Origin of the sequence: Planococcus wigleyi, assembly GCF_014836985.1 — a bacterium.
In the GTDB taxonomy this organism is placed as follows: domain Bacteria; phylum Bacillota; class Bacilli; order Bacillales_A; family Planococcaceae; genus Planococcus; species Planococcus notacanthi.
Map to the genome: position 1 here is coordinate 1 of NZ_JACSPU010000008.1, position 25,365 is coordinate 25,365.

Sequence of the window (25,365 nt, forward strand, 5' to 3'; positions counted from 1 at the left end):
TCCATTATAGAGTAGTTGATTGCTCAAATACTTGCTGGCGTACCGCCGTCCGAAGACGCACGGTTCGCTTTGATCTGTTTGCACTGATCAGTAAGTTTTGCGCGGGCCGTTTTGCGCGGCCGTTGCTGTATGTTGACGTTTTGCTGTTCAGTTTTCAAGGTTCAAGTTGTTCGCCCTGTAAAAGCGACTTCTATAATTTAACATTGTTCTCCGCAAGAGTCAAGCTTTTTTATTATTGTAAAAAACTTAATTTCCCTTAGCGACGTGTATTATCATAATACATTTCACTCGAAGATGTCAACGGTTAAAGCGAAAAAAGTTTAAAAAACTTAAATCTTCTTTTTAGAACGCCTTTAAATCATTATCCTTCCGCCATCCTCAATATGCAAACTCAATAAGAAAAGCTGCCTCCGAAAGACTAGACACCGCCTTTCAGCTGCAGCTCCTATTGGATTTTGCCCCTGCCCGCTCACCAGCCAAAACAATGAACTGCACAACCGCTCTTCTTCCACTTACAACTTCATATAGAAAAGCCCATTGGAAAAGCGCATTGACCTCCGCCGCTTCAGAAAGAAACTTCTGGGTTTTAAAAGCCACAACTACAACCGATTAGTTTTTAACGTAATAATATCTATGGAAGATCCCTTCACTCTTGGTCGTCACTCCATTAATAAAAATCAGCTCTTTGTCTACAAGATATTCGATGAATACCTCGAGATTGGATGAGTAGTTTTTCAATTCTTCCTGCTCATGCAATTCCTGGATTGTCCAGCTGCTTTGTTTTTCCATGACTTCTCTTATATGAAGGGCTCCGTCCTGTGTCCGCGAATGAATGTAAAATTCACTGGCCAGAAATAATAGTTCAAGCCGCTTATCGATTGGCTCATCACTCGATATCAATTCTTCATATAGTTTATAGATGGCTGGCTCCATTTGTTTCACTTGCGACCAGACCGTCACTTCTGGAGGCAAACCGTTTTCCAAAACCGCCAAACGCGCCAGATGGTGAAGCGACTCTACCATGTGGTGATAAGCATCCATGTAATTTTTTTCTTCGAAGAACGTCTTTCCTTCCATATAACGGCGAATCAGTTTGGCAAATTCTATTCCCATTTTAATTTTGCGCCCGTAGAATGGATAATCCTTCAGTTCGGTTTTCAATTTTTCCATATACTCATTGCGGTCATATACTACACGGCCATAAAAAAGCCAGTCAACGATTTTCCTGTTTGTGCCAAGCAGCAGCCATTTATGTAATTGCTTCTCGGTAACGATGTGCATTGCAGCTTTCTTATCCAAATACGTGTAATGCTTTGTGAAGACAGGGGTATCATTTTCTTTGGTGATGATCAGCAGAATCGAATCAAATGTATCCGTAATCTGGCTGTCTTTCTCTCTTTTTTCGACTAAGATCACACCCAGCGTACTTTCCTGACTGGCGCGTTCCTGATAAATAGGTCGTAGTATTTGTTCCATCAATTTTCACTCCTTGCTGTCTCTATCACATTCCGCCATCAAGTTGAACGGAGTGGCCCATAATGAACTGCAACTTGTTTCATTCCCTTAAATGTCTGCCGGGGTCTCCCAGCTCTCTTTATCTCAAACTTTGAAACCGGGTGCTCTGGTTTCTGTTATTCTCTATTTCGACATATTTATTGTCAATTCCTTCATTTCAAAATCGATATCACTTTTTAAGGGCAATTATGATATAGTATGATGGATGCAAGGAGGAAATAAACCATGAAACCTTATAAAAATAAAATCAACCGCATTCGGACGTTTGCGTTGGCTCTGATCTTTATCGGAATCGTTATTATGTACGTCGGTATTTATTTTAGAAATCACCCTGTTGTAATGGTGATCTTTATGCTGCTTGGTGTCATTGCGATTATCGGAAGTACCGGTGTCTATGCTTGGATCGGTTTGCTTTCCATGAAAACCATTCCTGTTGAATGCCCAAATTGCGGTAGACATACAAAAATGCTCGGCCGTGTAGATATCTGCATGCATTGCAACGAACCTTTAACAATGGATCGTTCACTTGAAGGCAAGGAGTTTGACCAGGATTACAACAAGAAAAGCTCACAACAATAAAAAAGAAGCATGACGCGCAACAGCGGCATGCTTCTTTTTTTACTATAAAATTCTTTATTGGGCTTTTGCTGTTTTGCTTAAACAGCCCTGACAAGTACCGTAGATTTCAAGACGGTGATAATCCACTTGGAATCCTGTAACGTGAGAAGCCAAATGCTCGACTTCATCCAGCCCTGGATAATGGAAATCAACGATTTTGCCACAATCATTACAGATAATATGATAATGATCATGCGTTACAAAATCAAATCGGCTTGAAGAATCTCCGTAAGTCAACTCTTTTACCAATCCTGCTTTTCTGAACACACGTAAATTATTATAAACAGTTGCAACACTCATATTAGGAAACGTTTTTTCAAGAGCGCGATAAATGTCATCCGCTGTTGGGTGTGTTGTTGAGTGAATCATATACTCCAAAATCGCGTGGCGTTGGGGTGTGATTCTTACACCTGTAGACTTCAAAGCATCAAGCGCGTCTTTTAATTGTACTTCAGACATCGCCGTGCACCTCACTTCATAGATATTCTTACATTGTAATCGTTATAAACAGTGTACCTAATAAGAGTGAGGGATGTCAAGAAATCACTATACTGCCGCCGTTTGCCACGCGTTTTCCCTATTGTTTTTCGTGAAGGCCCTTCTCTTTTCTTCCGAGGCGCTGATTGACCAGACGCGCTGCGACGAATAAAAAGTCTGATAGGCGATTCAAATAAGCCAGGACATTCGGCGAAACATCTTCCCCGATTGATAACGTTGAGCGTTCGGCCCGTCTGACGACAGTGCGCGCTACATGAAGGGCAGCTCCCGCTGGATGGCCACCCGGCAAAATGAAATTGCTGAGCGGCGGAACTTCAGCATCGTATAGATCGATCCACTGCTCGAGTTTAAAAACATCCTCTTCAGCCAATTTCCACTTTACTTCTTTGCCTTTCGGCGTCGCCAATTCCGCTCCCACGTGAAATAAAGTTGTTTGAATCTCATGAAAAACCTCTAAAAGCGCTTCTTTCTCGTCAAAGAATTCGGTATTCATGTGACCGACTGCAAAGCCGATCAATGAATTTGCTTCATCGCATGTTCCGTAGGCTTCTACTACCGCATCATTTTTGGCGACACGTGTTCCGTAAACCAAAGAAGTTGTGCCTTTATCACCGGTTTTCGTGTATATTTTCATTTTCAATACCCCTTTTCCATATTCACCAGATTTGCCGGGACGGTTTGGCCAGCCAACCACTCTTTGAGATTTGGAATAAAAACATCCAGGGCACGTTCCACATATTTACCTGAATGACTCGAGACATGAGGTGACACAATTACATTCTCCATTGACCAATAGGGATGGCCTTTTGGAAGAGGTTCCTGTTCAAAAACATCCAGCACTGCAAAAGCAACTTCTTCGTTTCGCAACGCATTCAGCAAAACTTCATCTGAAACCAAGTCGCCTCTTCCCAAATTCATGAACAAAGCCGTTTTTTTCATCGCTCGGAAATGCTCTTCCTTCAATAGATACTTGGTTTCTTGTGTACTGGGTAAAATTGAAATGATGTAATCCGCTTGCGGCAACTTTTCCAGGATGGCTTCAAAGGAAACCATTTCATCCATGTTGTCCGCTTGCGCTCCAGAGCGGTTACAGCCAATGGTGATGACGCCGAACGCCTGCAGCAGACGTCCGATTTCTGATCCGATCGCACCCGGTCCGAGAATCAGCGCCGTGGTACCATGCATTTCAGAAGAATGCGTTCTTCTGTTCCATTCCTTGTTACGCTGGTTCTCATAAATCGTCGGCAAGGAACGCTTCAATGCCAATAGATGGGCCAACGCAGATTCGGCCATCGGTATTTTGTGGATCCCTTTGACATTGGACACCGTAATGCCCCGCTCCGCAATGGCTTGATGCGGAAGCTTTTCAATTCCGGCACTGGCCACCATGATCCATTGCACCTTTTTGGCAGTTGCGATGTCTGCTGCCGTCAAATCTTCTCCGTACGTGACAATGATATCGGCGGAAGGCAAATGTTCTTTGTCTTTATAGAGGAAACGAAAATTAACTTGCGGAAATTCGCTTATCAGCCTTTGTTGTTGATCTTCTTTTGGAATGAACGTGAACAGGATTTCCATGAATATCTCCCTTCTTACTGCTTACTGATTTCTTTCAAGGTTTCCAGGACATCCTGGATGTGATTCGGCACTTTGACTTTGCGCCATTCTTTTACGATCATTCCTGTCGGATCGATCAAGTAAGTCGTACGTTCAATACCCATGAATTTCTTGCCGTACATATTCTTTTCGACCCAAACCCCGTAGTCTTCAGAAACCTTATGATCTTCATCGACCAACAGCGAGAAGGGCAGTCCGTGTTTTTCGATGAACTTATTGTGGCGGTCTTCCGAATCTGCACTGACGCCAAGGATCACTGCATTGAGTGCAGAAAAATCAGCCTGGGCATCGCGGAAATCACAGGCTTGTGTCGTACAGCCGGGTGTCATGTCTTTCGGATAGAAATACAGCACGACGTATTTATTGCCGGCAAAATCCTGTAAAGAAACCATTTCCCCCGCTTCGTTCTTCAATGAAAAATCCGGTGCTTGTCTTCCTTCCAATACAGTCATTTTCAACACTCCTTTTCTTCTCTCTATCGTACCGAACCCCAGGTCCAGTTTCAATTTCTTTGGCGTTTAGGACTAAATTTGTCTACAATAAGGAATAGATTAATCATAGGAGGCAATTATTCAATGAATCATTCAGCATCAGAAAAGCTTCATGAAGAAGCATTAAAACACATTGTAGGTGGCGTCAACAGCCCATCCCGATCTTTTAAAGCCGTGGGCGGCGGTTCGCCAGTCGCTATGGAACGTGGAAAAGGCGCGTATTTTTGGGATGTCGATGGCAATAAATACATAGATTATTTAGCTGCTTACGGTCCAATCATCACCGGCCATGCACATCCGCATATCACGCAAGCCATCACACACGCTGCAGAAACCGGACTGCTGTACGGCACGCCAACACGGCATGAAGTCACTTTCGCTGAAATGCTGAAAGAAGCTATGCCTAATATGGACAAAGTACGTTTCGTCAATAGCGGAACAGAGGCGGTCATGACGACGATCCGCGTATCCCGTGCTTACACTGGACGGACAAAAATCATGAAATTCGCTGGCTGCTACCATGGCCACTCCGATCTGGTTCTTGTAGCTGCCGGATCTGGTCCTGCTACACTTGGAACTCCTGATTCAGCAGGTGTCCCAAAATCCATCGCTGAAGAAGTCATCACCATTCCATTCAATGATCCGCAAGCATTTGCTGAAGCCATGGAGCGTTGGGGCGAAGAAATTGCCTGCATCCTGGTTGAACCGATTGTCGGTAACTTCGGAATCGTCGAGCCGAAAAAAGGCTATTTAGAAGAAGTGCACCGTATCGCCCACGAAAAAGGCGCGTTGATTGTTTATGACGAAGTCATTACGGCTTTCCGTTTCCATTACGGCGGTGCACAGGATATGCTTGGCTTAACACCAGATTTAACGGCTCTCGGAAAAATCATCGGCGGCGGATTGCCGATAGGCGCATACGGCGGTAAAAAAGAAATCATGGATACAGTCGCTCCTTTGGGACCCGCTTATCAAGCCGGAACGATGGCTGGAAATCCTGCTTCAATTCAAGCCGGGATCGCCTGCTTGGAAGTGCTTCGCGAAGATGGCGTGTACGAGAAAATGGATAAACTCGGCGCACAACTCGAAAAAGGCATTTTGGCAGCAGCTGAAGAATTCGGTGTGACGATTACCCTTAATCGCCTAAAAGGCGCATTGACCATTTACTTTACGGATGTGAAGGTCGAAAACTACGAACAAGCAGAAGCTACTGATGGCGAAATTTTTGGCCGTTTCTTCAAATTGATGTTGCAGCAAGGCATCAACTTGGCTCCTTCAAAATACGAAGCCTGGTTCTTAACCACCGAGCATACCGAAGAGGATGTAGAAGTTTCCATTCAAGCGGTACGCGAGGCATTTAAACAGTTATAATTAGAATAAAACACATTGTGGGGAAGGAGTCCTTAAGTAAATGAAATTAGGTGCACGTATTTTAAAAACCGGCGTGGCCATTTCTATGGCCCTGTTCCTGGCCAGCTTACTGGAATTGCCCTCCCCTGTTTTCGCTGGAGTCGCAGCCATTTTCGCCATTCAGCCATCGATCTATCGGTCTTATCTGACTTTACTTGATCAGATTTACGGGAATTTGATTGGTGCCGCCATAGCCATTACTTTTGTGCTGACAATGGGCAGCAATTATCTAACCATCGGAGCAGCAGCCATTTTAGCCATCGTCCTGTTGCTGAAATTGAAACTGGAAAATACGGTATCTTTGACGTTGGTGACCATCATCATCATTATGGATTCCCACTCCGCCGACTTCATGACCTTCGCTTCATTGAGATTCGGTACTGTTCTGCTCGGGATTTTGTCAGCATTCTTCGTGAACCTTATTTTCTTGCCTCCTAAGTATGAAACACGGCTATTTACATCCATCCATGAAGTGAGCGAAGAAGTGATTCGGTGGATTCGCGTTTCCATCCGCCATGCGTCCGATCATGTTTCAGTGAAAGAAGACATTGATAAATTGACGGAAAAGCTCGTAAAAGTGGATCAATGGTATTCGTTTTACAAAGAAGAACGCAGTTATACAAAAAAACAGCAATACGTAAAAGCACGCAAATTAGTGTTGTACCGCCAGATGATTGCCACATCCAAGAAAAGCCTAGAAGTATTAAAGCGATTAAATCGTTTTGAGAACGAAATGATGGAGCTTCCTGAGCATTTCCATATGATGGTACAAGAACGTTTAGAGAGCCTGGCCAGCTACCATGAGCAACTTTATATGAAATATGTAGGCAAAATGCGCCCCGAACACAGTGAGGGCTCAGGCGCAGATGCCATCATGAAACGCAATGAAGTGATGACGATTTTTGTAAAAGAAATAAACTTGGCACATGAAGAAAATGAAGATGAATTTTCGGTCTACCATTTAATGCATGTACTATCAGCCATATTGGATTATGAAGAACAATTAGAGCATTTGGATTTGCTGATTATCGCTTACTTGAATTACCATTCCGAAGAAGTGGACAGCGACCTTGAAAATGCCATTTAAAAAAACGTGCGGGGCAAATTGCCCTGCACGTTTTTTTAAGATTTCATCCGCGGATCCAATGCATCGCGCAAACCGTCACCCATCAAGTTAAAGCCTAAAACTGTCAACATGATGGCTACACCTGGAAAAATCATGGTCCATGGGGCATTCGTCAAATACGAACGTGAATCAGCAAGCATCTTTCCCCATTCCGGTGATGGAGCCTGCGCTCCCAAACCGAGGAATCCAAGAGCTGCTGCTTCGATGATAGCAGTCGCAATCGCGAGTGTACCTTGAACGATTACCGGTGCCATGGAATTCGGCAAAATATGTGACACAAGAATCCGATTATCTTTCATGCCGATCGCTTTCGCGGACATGATGTATTCATCTTCTTTGATGCTCAATACCTTCGAGCGGATCAAGCGGCCAAAGTTCGGCACGTTGATGATAGCGATGGCAATGAGTGCATTGCGCAGTGAAGGCCCTAGAACCGACACAACAGCAATCGCCAATAAAATGCTTGGAAATGCCAACATGATATCAAAGATACGTGAAATGATGGTATCCACCCAACGTCCGTAATATCCTGCTAAAATCCCCAAAATACTGCCGACGACAACCGAGCCGATAACCGCTAAAAATCCGACCCACAAGGAAATGCGTGCGCCGTATACCACACGTGATAAGATGTCCCGGCCAAAATCATCCGTCCCCATCCAATTCGAGGAAGAAGGAGGCATAAGCCGTTGAGACAGATCTTGCTCATTGATGCCTTGCGGTGTCAGCAGCGGTCCGAAAATTGCCAGCAGGATGAAGAAAATGACAATCCCCATTCCCACAACCGCGACTTTACTTTTACGGAAACCACGCCAGGCCTCTTTCCAGGGACCGGCGACTTTCTGCATTTCCGCTTGTTCTTGTTTGATTGCTGTTTCAGCCAATGTACGTCTCCTCCTTCCTAGTCATATTTGATGCGTGGATCGACCAAACCGTAAAGCAAATCGACAAACAGGTTGATCATGACAAAAATAAACGCGACAATCAGAATTCCAGACTGGATGACCGGATAATCACGGAAACCAATCGCTTCATAGATATAGCGGCCGATTCCTGGCCAGCCAAAAATGGTTTCGGTCAAAATGGCGCCGCCGAGAAGAAGGCCCATCTGAAGCCCGATAATCGTCAATACTGGAATAATCGCGTTTTTAAGCGCGTGTTTGTAAACGACCCAAAACATCGACAAGCCTTTTGAGCGTGCTGTCCGAACATAATCCGAACGCATGACTTCAAGCATACTCGAGCGCGTCATTCTGGCAATGATGGCCATCGGGATCGTCGCTAATGCCGTACCCGGCAAGACCAGATGCTTCAATACTGTAGATAATTGATTAAAATCACCCGCAATCAAAGTATCGATCACATAAAATCCGGTTATGACATCCACAGGATCTCGGACATTTTCACGGCCTGTGGTTGGGAGGATCCCCAATTCAATCGAGAAAATCCATTGGTTCATCAGCCCCAACCAGAAGATCGGCATTGATACCCCAATCAATGCGATGATCATAGCCAAGTAATCAAACCAAGAATTCTGGAACCATGCAGAAATGATGCCCGCATTGATTCCAATAATAACGGCAATAATGATGGCGAATAAAGAAAGTTCAATGGTTGCAGCCAAATACGGCCATACTTCATCCACTACTGGAGTTCTCGTACGAAGTGACTCTCCCAGATCGCCTGTGACCAGTCCTTTCAAATAATCAAAGTACTGGATATACCAGGGATTGTCCAACCCCAAATTTGTTCGTAATGCTTTTATCGCTTCTTCGGATGCTTGTTGACCCAGGATGACTTGTGCAGGATCACCAGGAATTGCGCGGATGATCATAAATACGATAAATGTCATGCCGAGTAAAACCGGGATTAACTGTAGAAGCCGCCTTCCGATATAGTGAAGCATCTTCTTCACCTCTCCATCTCTTGCAATATGTATAACAGGAAGAAAAAAAGGGAGGAAATCATCTGACTTCCTCCCTTGAATAACCTACTCTAAATCTACTGAAGCCAATTTATCAGAACCAGTTGGATGCGCTTTGAAATTGATGACGTTTTTCCCACCAGCTAATAGCGGTGTAGAGTGTGCAAGCGGTACCCAAGGTGCATCTTCATGGATGATTTCCTGGGCTTGCATGTACAAGTCGTTTCTTACGTCTTCATCAACTTCTGATTGCGCCTGGATCAGAACATCGTGCAATTCCTGGCTTTCGTAATACGTGTAGTTATTTGTCCCAACATTGTCTTGGTCAAGCAAGGCATATAGGAAGTTATCTGCATCGCCGTTATCGCCAGTCCATCCCAAAAGGAATGCATCAGCTTCTCCGTTTGCAGCTTTTTCAAGATACGTAGCCCATTCAAATGACACGATTTCAGCAGTTACGCCGACATCAGCCAAGTTCTTTTGAATCGCTTCTGCTACTTTTTGGCCATCCGGCATATATGGACGTGGAACCGGCATTGCATACAGTTCCATTTCAAAACCATCTGCCAATCCTGCTTCAGCCAATAATTCTTTTGCACGTTCAGGATTATAATCATATCCTTCAATACTGTCGTTATATCCGCTGATTACCGGCGGAATCGGGTTTTTCGCTACTTCTGCACGCCCTTCAAAAAACGCATCTACAATCGCTTGTTTGTCAATCGCGTGGTTGACTGCCTGGCGTACTTTTGGATCGTCAAATGGCTCACGTGTTACTGTCATTCCCAGGTAACCAACGTTCATGGATGGACGTTCAAACAATTGAAGATTTTCGTCTCCTTCGATTGTTGCGCCATCAGAAGGCGTGATGCCGTCTGCCAAGTCAATTTCACCTGACAATAAAGCATTTAAACGAGCAGAGTTATCTGGAATCGCGCGGAATACTACTTGATCCAATTTCGGCTCGCCATCTACCCAATAATCATCGAATTTCTCGATTGTGATGGTGTCATTGCGTTTCCATTCAACAAATTTGAATGGTCCTGTTCCGACTGGGTTATCCCCGAATGCATCTCCTGCTTCTTCAAACGCAGTTGGTGAGGCAATACCGAACGGGCTCATCGCCAAGTTTTTAAGGAATGGTGCCTGCGGGCGTTTCAGTGTGAAGACCACTTCATAATCACCCGTTGCTTCAACAGATTCAATTACATTGCCTTCTTCATCACCGTATCCACCAAACATAGAACCATAGTAAGGGAATTTTTCTCCATCACCGGCTGCCCAGCGTTCGAAGTTCTTAACTACTGCTTCTGCGTTGAAATCAGTGCCATCGTGGAACTTAACCCCTTCTTCCAATGTGAAAGTATACGTTAATCCGTCTTCAGAAGGTGTCCATTCAGAAGCCAAAGCTGGTTCGATTTCTGTATCCTGTTCACCAAAATTCACTAATGTATCAAAAACGTTTTTTGTTACTTTAAAAGATTCACCGTCTGTGACAGTAATCGGATCAAGAGAAACCGAGTCGCCTCCGCGCCCAAAGATCAATGTTTTCTCTTCAGTGGATCCGCCTTCGCTTCCACCTTCGCCTTCGCCGCCTTCTGACCCGTTATCAGAACTACAGCCATAAAGAGCTGTGGATACTAATAAAAGCAGCAGAAATGCCCACGATAAGAACTTTTTCTTTCCCAAATTAACCCCTCCGTTTTTTCTATTTATTATCATTGCGGCCTGCATTCTTCGTAAAGATGACAGGCAACAGAATGACCTTTTTCAACCTCTGCAAATATTGGTACAGCCTGGGAGCAGATATCCATTTTAAAAGGACAGCGTGTATGGAACCTGCAGCCGCTCGGTGGATTTGCAGGGCTTGGCACATCTCCAGAAATGACAACTTCTTCACGGACAAACTCCGGATCAGGCACCGGCACCGCAGCCAATAAGGCTTGTGTATAAGGATGCAGCGGTTTTTCGTAAAGATCCTCTGTATCGGCGAGCTCCGCCATCTGCCCGAGATACATAACGCCTACGCGGTCACTTATATGGCGAACCACCCCTAGATCATGGGCAATGAATATATAAGTCAGTTTCAGCTCTTTCTGAAGATCCTGCATCAAGTTCAATACCTGTGCCTGAATCGATACATCAAGTGCTGATACGGGTTCATCTGCAATGATCAACTTCGGATTCGTCATCAACGCACGCGCAATTCCGATGCGCTGGCGTTGACCTCCGCTGAATTGGTGCGGATAACGTTTGGCATGGTAGCTGCTCAAACCGACAATCTCCAGAAATTCATGGACTTTCTTTTTGCGTTCTTTCGGATCGCCTATATTATGGACGTTAAGCGGTTCCATTAAAATCTTTTCGATGGTGTGGCGCGGATTCAATGATGCATAAGGGTCTTGGAAAACCATCTGGATATCACGGCGCGCTTTACGCATATCGTTGTTCGACAAACTGGTCAATTCCTGCCCGTCAAATGTCACGGTGCCTTCTGTCGGTTCCAAAAGGCGCATCAGCATCCGGCCAGTCGTCGATTTTCCACAGCCCGATTCACCCACAATCCCCAGCGTTTCACCTTCCTGGACAGTAAATGACACATCATCCACCGCTTTTACATGGTTGCTGACTCTGCCTAAAACCCCTGATTTAATGGGGAAATATTTTTTCAGCCCTTCAACTTTTAACAACGGTTCTGTCATGAGACTGTACCTCCTTCGGATCAAATAGGAAACAACGGGTTTGATGATTATCCGCTGTTTGGTACAGTTCCGGTGTTTCTCCGATGCAGCGGTCAAAAGCGAATTCGCAACGCGCTGCGAATTTGCATCCTGTTTTGATGGTTCCGGGCTTCGGTACGTTTCCGGGAATCGAATACAGACGCTCTTTTTTGAAGCGCATATCTGGAACCGATTCCAGCAATCCTCTTGTATAAGGATGCTGCGGATCATTGAAAATTGTGTGGACCGGCCCTTCTTCGACTACTTTCCCGGCATACATGACCACGACCCGTTCGCAGGTTTCAGCGACAACACCTAAATCGTGGGTGATCAGCAAGACAGCTGTATTCAACCGCTCATTTAGGTTTTTGATCAATTTCAGGATCTGTGCCTGGATGGTCACATCAAGTGCCGTTGTAGGCTCATCTGCAATTAAGACTTTCGGATCACACAGAAGTGCCATAGCGATCATGACGCGTTGGCGCATCCCACCTGACAATTGGTGAGGATATTCCTTCATCAAACCTTCTGGACGAGGCAATCCTACCAGTTTCATCATTTCGATGGCGCGTTCCTGAATTTGTTTTTTCGACCAATTCTTCTTATGGATTTTAATTGCTTCCCGAAGCTGGTCACCGATGGTAAACAACGGGTTCAGTGAAGTCATCGGTTCTTGGAAGATCATGGCAATGTCATTGCCTCGGATGCCCCTCATTTGTTTTTCGGAAAATTTTGTTAAATCTTTATCCTGAAATAAAATTTCGCCTCCGGTGATTTTCCCTGGCGGACTTGGTACCAGCCCCATAATAGATAGTGAAGTGACACTTTTTCCGCATCCAGATTCTCCTACAATGCCAAGCACTTCCCCTTCTCGTATGTGAAAATCTACATTATCTACTGCCGGTATCTCTCCATCATCAGTGAAAAAAGTTGTTTTCAACCCTTTAACATCCAAGATGGTTTTGCGTTCATTCATGATGCTCCCCCTTTGGCACAAAAAAATGATTCAGACTATTCTTCTTCTTTCAATTATACGTAATATTACTATTAATGCAATATTTCTTTTTTGGAGTTTTTGGAAGTCCAGCATATAGAAAAAGCCTCCAATAAATTGGAGGCTTCTGTATTTTTCAATTGAAATGCTGTACTTGGAAGAGATTATAGTAGACGCCCTGCTGTTCCATCAGTTCAGTATGTGTGCCGCTTTCTGAAAGCTTGCCATGGTCGATGACCAGAATCTGATCTGCATGGGTGATGGTTGAAAGACGGTGTGCCACGATAAGAGTTGTGCGGTCATGAGCCAGACGTTCCAAGGAATCTTGGATCAGCGCCTCACTTTCTAGATCAAGTGCTGAAGTCGCTTCATCAAGAATGAGGATCGGTGGATTTTTCAGGAACACTCGTGCAATTGCCACGCGCTGCTTCTGTCCGCCTGATAATTTGACTCCACGCTCTCCGACTTTCGTATCATATCCTTCCGGCAGTTCAGAAATGAAATCATGGGCATTCGCAGCTTTCGCTGCCGCAATCACTTCTTCATCCGTTGCTCCCGGTTTCCCCATTAAGATATTTGCTTTCACTGAATCACTGAAAAGGATGGAATCCTGAAGAACCAATCCGATCTGGTCACGCAATGTATGGGTCGTCACATCGCGCAGATCATGGTCATCCATATAGATGCCCCCGCTTGTCACGTCATAGAAACGTGGGATAAGGGAAACAATTGTTGATTTCCCTCCGCCGCTCATTCCAACAAACGCAACCGTCTCTCCTGGTTTCACCGTAAAGTTCAAGTCAGACAATACTTCCGTTCCGCCATCATTATAGTGGAAAGACACGTCGCGGAATTCCAGTTTGCCATCAACTACAGCCAAATCATGGGCTTTTTCCTTATCGGTTACATCATAGTCTTCATCCATCAATTCAAAGACACGGTCCATGGAAGCAAGCGATTGTACCAACGTCGTCGAAGAATTGACCAACCGGCGAAGCGGATTGTACAAGCGCTCGATATACGCAATAAATGCCACCATCGTCCCAAGCGTTAAATTGCCTTGGATGACCTGGTAACCGGCATACCCGATCACCAGCAGCGGTGCGACATCCGTAATAGTGTTTACGACCGCAAACGCTTTGGCATTCCATTTAGTATGGTCAATTGCCTTTTCCAGAAATTGATCGTTGGTATCGTTGAAAATTTTCTGTTCATGCTTTTCAAGTGCAAAGCTTTTGATGATGCTCATTCCCTGCACTCGTTCATGAAGGTAACTCTGCACATTGGCCAGAGCCTGTGAGCGTTCCCGTGTCAAATCGCGCAAGCGGCCAAAAAAATACTTGACGCTGAACGCATAGAACGGAAACGCCAGCAATGCAACAATCGTTAAGGAAACATCCATCGTCAGCATGATGACAATAGCAATGAGTATCGTCGCTAAATCGAGCCAGACATTCATTAAACCGATCATAACGAAGTTTTTGGTCTGCTCGACGTCATTGATGACGCGTGAAATGATTTCGCCTGCCCGCGTATTGGCATAATAGCGCAAGCTCAATCGTTGCAGATGGCTGTAAAGATACCCCCGGATATCATAAAGGATTTTATTGCTGACGTATTGTGCGTAATACTGCCGGTAATATTCAATCGGCGGACGCAGCAGGAAAAAGACAATCGCCGTTCCGCCGAGCCATAGATACAGCTGCTCCAACTTCTCGGCATTCGATAAGGCATCCGCTCCGATAATATCATCAATGACGATTTTGATCAGCAATGGAATAAACAACGGGATCGCAAACTTAAATATCCCGATAAAGATTGTCAACGCAATCTGCCAATAATACGGTTTGACAAATTGCATATAGCGTTTCATACTGCTCAAAACATTCACTCCATTCTATTCAAAACGAAAAACCTGTCGGCAAGCAACAGGTTTTCATCTTAATCACGAATCCGGTTCAGTCTATGAAATTCATAGCGGTTCGTCCATACTTCGATAAAGTCCTGGGCAAATGGCCCTCTGCGCTGTTTAATCCAGCTGATCAGCTTCTCCACATTCCTGTGAAGAATCTGATCGATCACTTCAGGATAACCCATTTGCCGCTTATGGTCTTCATATTCGTCTTCATCCAACAGCGTGTACGACATGTCTGGAAACACTTTTACATCCAAGTCATAATCGATGTATTTCAACGAGCCATTATTATAGACGAATGGAGAACTGACATTGCAATAATAATAAACACCGTCGTCTCGGAGCATGCAGATGATGTTGAACCAATGTTCTGCGTGAAAATAACAAATTGAAGGTTCACGTGTCAACCAGGTTCGGCCATCGGATTCTGTTACAAGCGTCCGTTCATTTGCACCAATTACAATATTATTCGTACCTTTCAGTACAGTAGTTTCCTGCCAGACACGGTGGATTCGGCCGTTGTGCTTGTAACTGTGGATTTGGATTGTTTCACCCTCCGCAGGAATCGCCATGTAAAATCCCACCTTCTTGTCTAAGCCTTTGTTTATCTGCTATTTCAGTATTATATCAATCAATTCTGAAAACATACAGCAATAAGGCGGAAGGTCCTAAGGATTACATGACGACCGAGCGGCCTCCATCAACGATAATCGTCTGGCCACGGATCATATCCGAATCGGAAGAAATGAGGAACATAGCCGCTTTGACCATGTCTTCAATTTCAACCATCCGGCCTGCCGGCGTGTTGACCCGGGCATCATTCAACAGATCATCACGGTTCGGGAAGTGCTTCAACGCCTCTGTATCAAGCGCTCCGCCAGACACAGTATTGACGGCAATTCCAAGCGGCGCCAGTTCAACCGCTAAATAGCGTGTGATTGACTCTACTGCTGCTTTTGAAACTCCTATCGTCGTATAATTTTCTAAATAACGAATAGACCCCAATGAACTGACACCGACAATTTTGCCGCCTTTATCCATCAATTTCGCTGCTTCCTGTGCACCGAAAAGCATTGCTTTGGCGTTGATGTTCATGGTCCAATCCCAATGTGATTCTTCCAGTTCCATGATGGGACGCAAGACGCCTGAAGCCGCATTGGAAACGAAAACATCCAAACGCCCAAATTCTTCTTTGATTGTTTCAAACATGCCGCGAAGTTTTTCGACATCACCAACATTGGCGCGCACCAATAAGGCTTTTTGCCCTCGTGCTTCAATTTCCTTCACCGTATCAAGTGCAGCCGTTTTGCTGCGTGCATAATTGACGACGATATCGTATCCCTGTTCCGCTAATGCGATTGCCATTGCTTTGCCGAGGCCTCGGCTGCTGCCTGTCACCAACGCTACTTTTTGTTCTGCCATGGTTAAACATCTCCTCTTTGCTGTAATGCTGTTTTCATTTTTTGGACCGGTCCTGCGATCGGCAATAAATCCAATTCTTCCGCCGTCACCCATTTCATATGGGCAGGGGCAACTATATTTTCACTGTTGGCTATGAAGCCATCCACGTTCCATGTTAAATGAGAAAAGACATGTTTGAAAGAAGTAATTTTTTCAGCATTGTCCACAGCGCCTTTTAAACTTTCTGATAGCTGCTCTTCGATTTCGAGCGGCAGCACATCTGCTGAGGTTTCCAACACAGGGAATTGCCACATATTCGCCAATAGCCCCGTCGCCGGCCGCTGTTCCATCAGCAATTTACTGCCCTGGCGGATTGCCACCATTGCATATTGCAATGACTTTGTTTTTTTCGCTTTTGATTTAATGGGCAGTTCCTGTTGTTTGCCTTCATCAAATGCGGCACAATGCTCACGTACCGGACATAGCAAACACTTTGGTGAAGTGGGTGTACAGATCAAGGCTCCCAATTCCATCAAGCCCTGATTGAATGAGGAAGGATCTTCATGGCTGATGATTTCCGTTACAGCTTCTTCGAATATTTTCCGTGTCTTCGGTTTTGCGATATCTTCTTCAATCAACAAAATGCGGGACAAGACACGCATTACGTTGCCGTCTACTGCATGCTCAGGAATTCCATAAGCTATGCTCAAGACTGCTCCTGCTGTATAGGGGCCGACTCCTTTCAATGAAGACATATCCTTGCGGTTATCAGGAACGATGCCGCCGTAATTCTCGGCTACTTCTTTGACACCAGCCTGCAGGTTGCGGGCACGGGAGTAATAGCCGAGCCCTTCCCATTGTTTCAGAAGGACTTGCTCGTCGGCTTCCGCCAGATCGTTCAAAGTCGGAAATTTTTCAATAAAGCGTTTATAATAAGGAATGACTGTATCTACACGAGTTTGCTGCAGCATGATTTCTGAAATCCAGATTTGGTAAGGATCTGCCGTGCGTCTCCAGGGCAAATCTCTTTTTTCTGCTGCAAACCAGCTGATCAAGTCATTTTGAAATTGCATTTTTTCTAGTTTAATGGCGATTGCCTCCGTTCAGCTTGATTATTCACGCACCGATTCGGGTATATATGGATGAGAGAATCAGTTTCTCTTTATTTTAACAAAACTTTGCAGTTCCCGTTAAATTTAACTTCTTTAGAGAGGGGATGAGGCAATGGATACAGGAACTCACATTGTCATGGGCATTGCCCTTGGCGGCCTCGCAATGGCCGATCCGGTCGTCGCCAGCCACCCCGTCACCACGACCGCAGTGATATCCGGTGTCATCATTGGATCGCTCGCTCCTGACATCGACACTGTCTTAAAGCTTCGTGATAACGCAGTCTATATTCGCCATCACCGCGGCGCAACTCATTCCATTCCCGCAGTGCTGCTATGGCCGCTGCTGATTGCAGGTGCATTATCTCTCATTTTTCCAGAAGCTAATTTGCTTCATTTATGGCTCTGGTCTTTCCTGGCTGTCTTTATGCATGTATTTGTCGATATCTTCAATTCATACGGTACGCAAGCATTGAGGCCGATTTCCAATCGCTGGGTTGCTCTTGGTGTCATCAATACCTTCGATCCCATCATCTTCGGAGCACACATAGTGGCCTTGATGATTTGGGCATTCGGAGCCAATCCGGTCTGGACGATCAGCATTTTGTACGTTGCTATGTTCTTCTATTACCTTGCAAGGTTTGCAGTTCAAAGAGCTATCAAGCATGCTGTGCGGAACACCATTCCAGGTGCAACCGATGTTTTTGTTGCACCAACCATGCGATTTTTCCATTGGCGCATTGCGGCAAACACAGAACGGCATCATTACGTTGGCCGTGCCTACGGCAGGACCATCAATATCTATGACAAGTTTATGAAAAAAGAAATGCCTGAAAATAACTTGATCCAAGCTGCATTGAAAGATAAAAACATGGCCGCCTTTATTTCGTTTTCTCCATTGTACCGTTGGGAAATTAACCAATACGGAGAGATTTATGAAGTACGGCTGATTGACCTGCGTTACCGCAGCAATGATTACTACCCATTTGTGGCCGTTGCCCATTTGGATAAGGAATGCAAGATCATCAATTCCTATACTGGTTGGATTTTCAGTGAAGACAAGTTACGAAAAAAATTGGACTTCAGCCATAACTAGAAAACGGGGCTGTCCCATAAGTCTCTAAAATAAAACAGCCGGAGAGAAAGAAAGCCTTTTTCCCCGGCTGTTTTTTGATGGGGGAATACGTTTTCTGAGAACAGCTGGCTGATGGGAATGGAGGCGGCGACTCCAGCGCTTGCTGGAGCCACTGGACTGAGCGCAGCGAGGGAAGCGGCAGAAGCCGTGCCCGCGGAACGCGTCCGCCGCAATGGACATCTGCCGGGTCTTTCGGGAACAACAAAAGGGCTGTCACCAAAAGTCATTTTTCATGACCTTTTGGGACAGCTCTTTTTTGTTTAAGACAAGCTGTTGTTCTTCCTTAAACAAGAAGAACAAGCTGCTGAATAAAGGTGCTTATGTTTTATTGGACATCCAATAGATGGGCATATTTTGGATTTGTGCTGGCGAATTCATGAATTTTATCGCCATAGCTCTCAATCCACTGGTGCATTACTTTCTCGACCACTGCAGTACCTTGGTAATCATATCCCGCTTTGGCATAGGAAGATTCAAAATCAGAAGCCAGCAATTCAATCCAGGTACGCGCTTTTTCTTCTGACAAATTCGGGTTTTTCTCCATCAGCTCGATCGTCAATTGTTCGATAATTTCTTTCATCTGTTTACTTCCCTTCTTTTAACGGGCGCAGCATGGAAATCGGCAGCGCTTCCGTGTGTTTTTTTCCACCCATCCGGTGGCCCCAGGCGAATAACCCTTTTAAATAGTCAACCTGAAAATAAACATTCGGGTCGCCTTCTATACGGTACACTTCCCCTTTTTTGAAATCGGCAGGATCGAGCATGTAAGCCGCCGCCATGATGGCTTTTCGTTCCAATACTGCAAATTCATTGACCATGCCCAGTTGTTCAGCTTTTCTAGCTTTTTCTTTTAATCGGGCAATTTCCCCACGGAGTTCATGTTCAGTCATATCGCTATAGCGTTTTTCTTCAGTCATTTTCAAGCTCCTTCTTATCTAAATACTCATTGATCACTTCACCCGGAAATCCTTTTTGGTACAAACCTTGTTTGACTTTCGATTTTAAATCGTAGCCTGTCAGTTTATTGCTGTGCTTGCGCCATAATTTATCTCCTTGTTCGGTGACGATTTCTGTCCATTGATCTTCATCTTTTTCAAGGTCCAGCTCTTCGATCGCCAATTTGATCAGCGAATAGTTATAGCCTTTTCTAAGTAAAGTATCACTGATTTTCTGATGGATTTGGCTAGGCGTCTTCATCTTTTCCTTGAGGGCGATTTTCTCAGCAAGGCCTTTGGCAATTTCCAATTGCTCTTCTTCGGAATAGGAATCTAAAACGTCTTTTTGCATTTGTTTATCAATTCCTCTCTTTTGCATATCCTGCTGAATAGCACGAGGACCCTTTTTGCCGGAATTAATCTGTGTCCGCATCAGCGCCTCTGAAAATTGCTGATCATCTAAAAAGTTATGGGTATACAACTTTTTGATGGCTTCATCTATAACGGCTTCGCCATATTCTTTTTCTTTCAGCTTCTGGCGCACTTCCCCTTCACTACGCATACGGAATCCAAGGTAATACAGAGCTTTATTATAGGCTTTCCGGATTTCATCTTCGAAGTTGATTTCTTCGATGGTCCATTGATCCAGCTCTTTCCCTTTTGTGAGCTGATACCTGACAAGCACCGCTTCATCCACGCTAAAAGCATACTTATCTTCAAAAAAGATATTATACCTTTCAGGGTTCTTTTTTCCCTGTGTGATTTTTGAAATAATCGGCATTTACTGGCACCCCTCTTCTTTACACATTATACACCTTTCAACTAAGTAATGGCATAGCCTTACGCTTTAAAGGGTATGCTAATAAAAAACGGAGGCGATGGAAATGAAAATAGCAATCACCGGTGGCACTGGATTTGTTGGCGAAGAGCTGACTCGCCAATTACTTGACCGAGGCGATGAGGTCTACATCTTAACAAGAAAACCGAAAACAGCTGCAGATAAAATTACATACGTGAAATGGCTGTCGGAAGACGCCGTTCCAGAGAGGCAGCTGGAAGGCATTGATGCCTTCGTCAATCTAGCTGGCGCGTCTATAAACGATGGGCGTTGGAGCGATGAACAGAAGCAATTGATCTATACAAGCCGTATGGACGCCACCAATGAACTGCTGCGGATTATCCGTAAGCTGGAGAAAAAGCCGAAAGTCTTGGTCAATGCCAGTGCAGTCGGTATTTATCCGCCTTCTCAAACCGCAACTTATACCGAGTCTTCCACTGATCTCGGATCGGACTTTCTAGCACAGACAGTGCGGGATTGGGAGATTCTAGCTACCCGTGCCGAATCGGAAGGCGTCCGTGTAGCTTGTGGCCGCTTTGGCATCATTCTTGGAAGAAAAGAAGGCGCTTTGCCGTTGATGGCTTTGCCATACAAACTGTTTGTGGGCGGCACGGTCGGCTCCGGCAAACAATGGCTGTCTTGGATCCATGTTAGGGATGTGGCACGGGCACTTATGTTTGCGCTCGATAACGACAAACTGAGTGGACCATTCAACGTCACTGCTCCCCGACCGAAGCGAATGAAAGAATTCGGCAAAGAAATTGCACATGCACTTGGCCGTCCACATTGGATACCTGTTCCTTCTATTGCCTTAAAAGCAGTGTTGGGAGACAAGAGCCAATTGGTTTTGAAAGGCCAACAGGTCTTGCCGACTGTTCTCGAAGAACATGGTTTCCAATTCAAATTCCCCAATTTGCGATCGGCACTGGCTGATATCTATAAATAAGGCTATAATGGGGGGATGATTAACTGAAGGACGTGATATCCATGAATGATAAACCCATTATTGAAGAAGGCCAAAAATTCCCGTTGACCATTAAACGCCTCGGTATCAATGGCGAAGGCATTGGCTATTTCAAACGCAATGTGATATTTGTTCCGGGAGCTTTGCCAGGCGAAGAAATCACCGCACAAGTGACGGTCGTCAAACGCAATTTTGCCGAAGCGCGTGTCGTGAAATTACGTACTGCATCTCCACATCGCCAAACACCGCCTTGCCCGATTTATGAAGCTTGCGGCGGCTGCCAACTGCAGCACATGACTTATGACCAGCAACTGGTCGAAAAACGCGATCTTGTCATACAGGCATTGGAACGTTACCTGAAAGGCACGAAAGTCCATGTGGAAAAAACCATCGGCATGGAAGATCCTTGGCATTACCGCAACAAAAGCCAGTTTCAAACACGCTTGAAGGGTTCGAAGGTCATTGCTGGATTGTTTGCGGAAGGCTCCCATCAATTATTGGATATCGAACAATGTATCGTTCAGCACCCCGATACAACTGTCATTACCAATGCAGTCAAGCGGATTCTGGAAGAACTGAAAATGCCGATTTATGACGGCAAGACCATGAAAGGCATCATCCGCACTATCGTTGTCCGTACCGGTGTAAAAACTGGAGAGATCCAATTGGTGCTGGTAACGACACGCTCGAAAATTCCACAAAAAGAATTATTGCTGGAACGCTTGAAAAAAATCGATACAAACCTGGTATCCATTGTCCAGAATATCAATAAAGAAAAAACATCCCTTATTTTCGGAGATGAGACGATTACTTTATTCGGTAAAGACACCATTCACGAAGAGCTCGGCGAATTGGCATTCGATTTATCAGCACGTGCCTTTTTCCAACTGAATCCAACACAAACCGTCAAATTATACAATGAAATCAAACGCGCTGCTGAACTGACTGGCCAGGAAAAAGTCGTTGATGCCTATTGTGGCGTCGGCACCATCGGGCTATGGCTGGCTGACGGTGCCAAGGAAATCCGCGGCATGGATGTCATCCATGAAAGTGTGGTTGATGCGAAAGCCAATGCCAAAAAGCAAGGCTACGCAGCAAAATACGTTACCGGTACGGCTGAAAAATGGTTGGAGCTATGGAGCACTGAGGGATTTGTTCCCGATGTGTTGACCGTGGATCCACCTCGAACCGGTCTCGCAGATTCGCTTTTGAAAACCATCTTGAAAGTAAAGCCGAAGCGCTTTATCTACACGTCCTGCAATCCTTCCACGTTGGCAAAAGATCTGCAGCAATTGACGAAGATCTACCGAATCGAATACATTCAACCAGTCGACATGTTCCCGCAAACCGCGCAAGTGGAATCGGTAACGAAATTGGTATTGAAATAAGAAAAGCGAAAGCAGCCAACAGCAGAAGCTAACCTAGTAACGCGACTTCCTGTCGCAACGGTTAGCTGATCCGCACATCCTGCGGACCTCCGAAAAGCGCTGGAAGACTTACCGGTAATGGCGTTCTTCAGCCATTGCTGGAAAGGCTGAAGCGACTCGAGGGGCTGGCTGCTGGAACCTGGACAATAAAGAAAAGCAAAGGCAGCCGTTTAGATTTGACGGGCATAAAACGCGCTGGTAAAGCGGCATCTTTTCAGCCGCAAAGCCAGAGTGGCTTATGACCCTAGAATCTGGCTGCTGGAGCCTGGACAAAGAAAAGCGCAAGCGCCCGAACAACAGAAAAAGCTGGACCGAAGAGTAAGCACTCTTCGGTCCAGCTTTTTGTATGGAATGGATTAAACAGCCAATGGTTTTTTTGTATCACTTTTCAATGCAATGAGCACTGAAATCAACAACAAGATACCGGCAATCAGCAGCAGAAAGCTGAGGCCACCGGAAAATTCAATGAACAATCCACCCATGGACGGCCCTGCCAAGCTTCCGATGCTGAACGCAATTCCGCATAGCAAATTGCCGGTCGGCAAGAGGTCTTTCGGCATCAGATCGGCCATATAAGAGATTCCCAGTGAAAATGTAGATCCTACAAACATGCCTGCCAACGCAAAAAGTCCGACGGTCAGCCAGGCATTGGATTCATAAAAGCTGGCTATCGTAAACACGGCAGCTCCACCAACCAGAGCCAACAATAGAACTTTCCTTCTGCCGATCCGGTCACTGAGGTTTCCTAACGGCAATTGTGTGGCAATGGCTCCGGCAGAGAAAGCGGCAAGCATAATCGAAACCATCCCTACTTCAATCGACTGCCTTAATGCATAAACCGGATAAATAGCATTCAGAGAGGCTTCCAAAAATCCATAGCCTAACGGAGGCAGAAAAGCCACCCAGGCAATAAGAATCGCCGCTTTGAATCGTCCAGCTGTCCCTTTGGCTGTCATGCTTCCACTTGAGGTTTCCGGAAAATCATTCCTCAATGAGAACACCAAAGACCAAGCCAATAAACACAGCAATCCTGAGACGATGAACGGCAAGGCTTCAAAAATATTCACCAGCGGCACAAAAAGAGGTCCTGCGCCAAACCCAATGCTGAATGACATGCCATAAATAGCAATATTCCGGCCCAGTCGGTGCTGAGGCGACGTACTGGTGATCCAGGTTTGAGTAGAGAAATGCAATGCCTGATCTCCTACACCAATCAAAATGCGCAGAACAAACCAGAACAGCACCGATTTCCATAGCGGAAACAGCAACAGCGATAGAATGACCAGTCCCCCACCGACTAAAATCAGAGGCTTATAACCAAACTTCCGCAATTGGGGTTCCATAAAAGGCGCAATTATAAGCGTTCCGACATATAATCCGGTAGCACTTAAACCATTCAAGGCGGATGAGACACCATCTTGTTCAAAAATAACCGCAATTAGCGGCAACAACATTCCTTGTGAAAAACCGGAAATGGAAACAATCGCAACCAAGATCCAAAACCGGCCACGCTCACTTTTCAAAAATTCTTTCATGATGCCTCCCCGAACAAGCACGTTCTTTTGTTTTTAATAAGAATTCAGATACAATTCTAACATAGGAGGCGTTTATAGATGAATTATTCAATGAACAAAAATGGGTTTACCGGACATCTGCCTTTTGGTGAACTCGAAATTTCAAGTAATGAAGAATACGGCTTCCGCCCGTATCAATTGTTGGTGTCTTCACTGGCTGTCTGCAGCGGTGGGGTTATGAGAAAAGTGCTTGATAAAATGCGGATGCCTGCAGAAGATATTCAAATCGAGGTTAAAGAAATTATACGCAATGAAGCAGAGGCAGATCGAGTTGAGAAAGTCCATCTTCATTTTATCGTCACCGGAGACATCAACGAAGAGAAAATGCCTCGTGTGATGGAATTGACACGCAAAAACTGCTCAATGGTCCAGTCTGTAAAAGACTCAATCGAAATTGTTGAAACCTTCGAAACGCGCTAAACAGCATAAAAGGCTCATTCCGCATCTGATGTCAGATTTTGGATGAGCCTTTTATGTTTTATATACAGTTGATTTATCTTTCATAATATCATTTCCGGCTAAGGTGCCGATGAAATGTGCGAACCCCCTCCTTCGATATTCCTGATGTTGTGGTCTGGTTTCGCTGATTCCCTTCGGCCTCCCCTCTCGTTTGATTAACCCTAATTTAACACAAACTTTATATTAAGTAAATATTCAAAATAGAATAACTAGTAAAATAATTAGTTTTACCTATAGTTTATCTTTCTTTAACGGTCAGTAAGACTCTTAATTCCGCCAGCGTGAGACCCATGCCGTAGAAGTCCGATTGGATGTCGGTTACACAGGCATTGACGGAGGATGCGGCGTTTTTAGTCTAATTCTGTCTTTTTTCACTTGGGATGCCCCAACTGATTGAAATTTCTCTGTATTGAAATCTTGTCCAATTTCCGTTACGATTAACATGCGAAATGAGGTGTATCGAATGGGAAAATCCATTACAAACAAAGAGCAGCAAGTTTCTTATATGAAACAGCGCTTGAACATGTTTTTGGAAGTATTAGACGCTATTGAACCTGAAAACACGGAGCTTGAAGATATTGATCGCTTAATCGCGATGGTTGATGATTTAGATGACAAAATGAAACAGTTTCAAGGCCGTCCAACTGAAGACCAGTAAGCCTTAATCCGTTGCCTATCGGGCAGCGGATTTTTCT

General features: G+C 45.0%; 27 protein-coding genes. 9 read left to right on the forward strand and 18 right to left on the reverse strand.

Annotated elements, in window-relative coordinates; translation table 11 throughout:
* Window positions 1–609: 609 nt before the first annotated feature.
* Complete coding sequence (locus tag H9630_RS17380; RefSeq protein WP_191716758.1) at window positions 610–1,476, reverse strand: nucleotidyltransferase-like protein; 867 nt, start codon at window positions 1,474–1,476, stop codon at window positions 610–612.
* Between the two features lie 264 nt (window positions 1,477–1,740).
* On the opposite strand from H9630_RS17380, the gene H9630_RS17385 reads away from it, so the two are divergent.
* Complete coding sequence (locus tag H9630_RS17385; RefSeq protein ID WP_191716759.1) at window positions 1,741–2,094, forward strand: YgzB family protein; 354 nt, start codon at window positions 1,741–1,743, stop codon at window positions 2,092–2,094.
* A gap of 54 nt (window positions 2,095–2,148) precedes the next feature.
* Here H9630_RS17385 and perR read toward each other — a convergent pair whose 3' ends face one another.
* From perR to bcp, 4 genes are all read right to left on the reverse strand, one after another.
* Window positions 2,149–2,592 (reverse strand): peroxide-responsive transcriptional repressor PerR, encoded by a 444-nt coding sequence (gene perR / locus H9630_RS17390; protein ID WP_191716760.1) that lies wholly within the window; start codon window positions 2,590–2,592, stop codon window positions 2,149–2,151.
* 118 nt (window positions 2,593–2,710) lie between these two features.
* Entirely contained in the window at window positions 2,711–3,265 is a 555-nt protein-coding gene (locus H9630_RS17395; protein WP_191716761.1) for a cob(I)yrinic acid a,c-diamide adenosyltransferase, read from the reverse strand.
* Between the two features lie 2 nt (window positions 3,266–3,267).
* Complete coding sequence (locus H9630_RS17400) at window positions 3,268–4,209, reverse strand: D-2-hydroxyacid dehydrogenase (RefSeq protein WP_191716762.1); 942 nt, start codon at window positions 4,207–4,209, stop codon at window positions 3,268–3,270.
* A 14-nt stretch (window positions 4,210–4,223) separates the two neighbouring features.
* Window positions 4,224–4,700 carry a thioredoxin-dependent thiol peroxidase gene (gene bcp / locus H9630_RS17405; RefSeq protein ID WP_191716763.1) on the reverse strand — a complete coding sequence of 159 codons (477 nt, stop codon included), beginning with the start codon at window positions 4,698–4,700 and terminating at the stop codon, window positions 4,224–4,226.
* Between the two features lie 123 nt (window positions 4,701–4,823).
* Between bcp and H9630_RS17410 the strand changes: the two genes are divergently transcribed.
* Window positions 4,824–6,110, forward strand: coding sequence for a glutamate-1-semialdehyde 2,1-aminomutase (locus H9630_RS17410; RefSeq protein WP_191716764.1), 1,287 nt, complete (start codon window positions 4,824–4,826; stop codon window positions 6,108–6,110).
* A gap of 40 nt (window positions 6,111–6,150) precedes the next feature.
* Window positions 6,151–7,236 carry an FUSC family protein gene (locus H9630_RS17415; RefSeq protein WP_191716765.1) on the forward strand — a complete coding sequence of 362 codons (1,086 nt, stop codon included), beginning with the start codon at window positions 6,151–6,153 and terminating at the stop codon, window positions 7,234–7,236.
* A gap of 35 nt (window positions 7,237–7,271) precedes the next feature.
* Here H9630_RS17415 and H9630_RS17420 read toward each other — a convergent pair whose 3' ends face one another.
* The 9 genes from H9630_RS17420 to mutY form a co-directional block, all read right to left on the reverse strand.
* Complete coding sequence (locus H9630_RS17420) at window positions 7,272–8,123, reverse strand: ABC transporter permease (RefSeq protein WP_191716838.1); 852 nt, start codon at window positions 8,121–8,123, stop codon at window positions 7,272–7,274.
* Between the two features lie 53 nt (window positions 8,124–8,176).
* The gene (locus H9630_RS17425; protein WP_191716839.1) at window positions 8,177–9,181 is read right to left on the reverse strand and encodes an ABC transporter permease; all 1,005 of its coding nucleotides are present in this window, start codon (window positions 9,179–9,181) and stop codon (window positions 8,177–8,179) included.
* 84 nt (window positions 9,182–9,265) lie between these two features.
* Entirely contained in the window at window positions 9,266–10,888 is a 1,623-nt protein-coding gene (locus H9630_RS17430; protein WP_191716766.1) for an ABC transporter substrate-binding protein, read from the reverse strand.
* Window positions 10,889–10,917: 29 nt separating this feature from the next.
* Window positions 10,918–11,901, reverse strand: coding sequence for an ABC transporter ATP-binding protein (locus H9630_RS17435; protein WP_191716767.1), 984 nt, complete (start codon window positions 11,899–11,901; stop codon window positions 10,918–10,920).
* Entirely contained in the window at window positions 11,876–12,895 is a 1,020-nt protein-coding gene (locus H9630_RS17440) for an ABC transporter ATP-binding protein (RefSeq protein WP_191716768.1), read from the reverse strand. The genes H9630_RS17435 and H9630_RS17440 overlap by 26 nt, the downstream gene beginning before the upstream one ends.
* A 154-nt stretch (window positions 12,896–13,049) precedes the next feature.
* Entirely contained in the window at window positions 13,050–14,795 is a 1,746-nt protein-coding gene (locus tag H9630_RS17445; RefSeq protein ID WP_284700320.1) for an ABC transporter ATP-binding protein, read from the reverse strand.
* A gap of 59 nt (window positions 14,796–14,854) precedes the next feature.
* Window positions 14,855–15,400 (reverse strand): nucleoside tri-diphosphate phosphatase, encoded by a 546-nt coding sequence (gene ntdP, locus H9630_RS17450; protein ID WP_191716769.1) that lies wholly within the window; start codon window positions 15,398–15,400, stop codon window positions 14,855–14,857.
* A gap of 103 nt (window positions 15,401–15,503) precedes the next feature.
* The gene (gene fabL, locus H9630_RS17455) at window positions 15,504–16,250 is read right to left on the reverse strand and encodes an enoyl-[acyl-carrier-protein] reductase FabL (RefSeq protein WP_191716770.1); all 747 of its coding nucleotides are present in this window, start codon (window positions 16,248–16,250) and stop codon (window positions 15,504–15,506) included.
* 2 nt (window positions 16,251–16,252) lie between these two features.
* Window positions 16,253–17,302, reverse strand: a complete 1,050-nt coding sequence (gene mutY, locus H9630_RS17460; RefSeq protein WP_191716771.1) for an A/G-specific adenine glycosylase — start codon at window positions 17,300–17,302, stop codon at window positions 16,253–16,255.
* Window positions 17,303–17,453: 151 nt separating this feature from the next.
* Here mutY and H9630_RS17465 point away from each other — a divergent pair, with 151 nt between their 5' ends.
* Complete coding sequence (locus H9630_RS17465) at window positions 17,454–18,434, forward strand: metal-dependent hydrolase (RefSeq protein WP_191716772.1); 981 nt, start codon at window positions 17,454–17,456, stop codon at window positions 18,432–18,434.
* A 111-nt stretch (window positions 18,435–18,545) separates the two neighbouring features.
* Window positions 18,546–18,737, forward strand: coding sequence for a hypothetical protein (locus tag H9630_RS17470; RefSeq protein ID WP_225218639.1), 192 nt, complete (start codon window positions 18,546–18,548; stop codon window positions 18,735–18,737).
* A 61-nt stretch (window positions 18,738–18,798) separates the two neighbouring features.
* Here the strand turns inward: H9630_RS17470 and H9630_RS17475 are convergent, their stop codons facing one another.
* The 3 genes from H9630_RS17475 to recX are packed head-to-tail and all read right to left on the reverse strand — an operon-like array spanning window position 18,799 to window position 20,189.
* Window positions 18,799–19,053, reverse strand: a complete 255-nt coding sequence (locus H9630_RS17475; protein ID WP_191716774.1) for a YfhJ family protein — start codon at window positions 19,051–19,053, stop codon at window positions 18,799–18,801.
* A 4-nt stretch (window positions 19,054–19,057) separates the two neighbouring features.
* Window positions 19,058–19,390, reverse strand: a complete 333-nt coding sequence (locus tag H9630_RS17480; protein WP_191716775.1) for a YfhH family protein — start codon at window positions 19,388–19,390, stop codon at window positions 19,058–19,060.
* A complete protein-coding gene (gene recX / locus H9630_RS17485) occupies window positions 19,383–20,189 on the reverse strand; it encodes a recombination regulator RecX (protein WP_191716776.1) in 807 nt (268 codons plus the stop codon). The genes H9630_RS17480 and recX overlap by 8 nt, the downstream gene beginning before the upstream one ends.
* Window positions 20,190–20,292: 103 nt before the next feature.
* Here recX and H9630_RS17490 point away from each other — a divergent pair, with 103 nt between their 5' ends.
* Window positions 20,293–21,192 (forward strand): TIGR01777 family oxidoreductase, encoded by a 900-nt coding sequence (locus tag H9630_RS17490; RefSeq protein ID WP_191716777.1) that lies wholly within the window; start codon window positions 20,293–20,295, stop codon window positions 21,190–21,192.
* A 41-nt stretch (window positions 21,193–21,233) separates the two neighbouring features.
* Window positions 21,234–22,598 carry a 23S rRNA (uracil(1939)-C(5))-methyltransferase RlmD gene (rlmD, locus tag H9630_RS17495; RefSeq protein WP_191716778.1) on the forward strand — a complete coding sequence of 455 codons (1,365 nt, stop codon included), beginning with the start codon at window positions 21,234–21,236 and terminating at the stop codon, window positions 22,596–22,598.
* Between the two features lie 395 nt (window positions 22,599–22,993).
* On the opposite strand, the gene H9630_RS17500 is transcribed toward rlmD, so the two are convergent.
* The gene (locus H9630_RS17500) at window positions 22,994–24,172 is read right to left on the reverse strand and encodes an MFS transporter (protein WP_191716779.1); all 1,179 of its coding nucleotides are present in this window, start codon (window positions 24,170–24,172) and stop codon (window positions 22,994–22,996) included.
* Window positions 24,173–24,250: 78 nt separating this feature from the next.
* Here H9630_RS17500 and H9630_RS17505 point away from each other — a divergent pair, with 78 nt between their 5' ends.
* Together H9630_RS17505 and H9630_RS17510 are read left to right on the forward strand one after the other, a co-directional pair.
* On the forward strand, window positions 24,251–24,631 hold the full coding sequence (locus tag H9630_RS17505) for an OsmC family protein (protein ID WP_191716780.1): 381 nt from the start codon (window positions 24,251–24,253) through the stop codon (window positions 24,629–24,631).
* 502 nt (window positions 24,632–25,133) lie between these two features.
* Window positions 25,134–25,328 carry an SE1561 family protein gene (locus H9630_RS17510; RefSeq protein ID WP_191716781.1) on the forward strand — a complete coding sequence of 65 codons (195 nt, stop codon included), beginning with the start codon at window positions 25,134–25,136 and terminating at the stop codon, window positions 25,326–25,328.
* The last annotated feature ends 37 nt before the right edge of the window (window positions 25,329–25,365 follow it).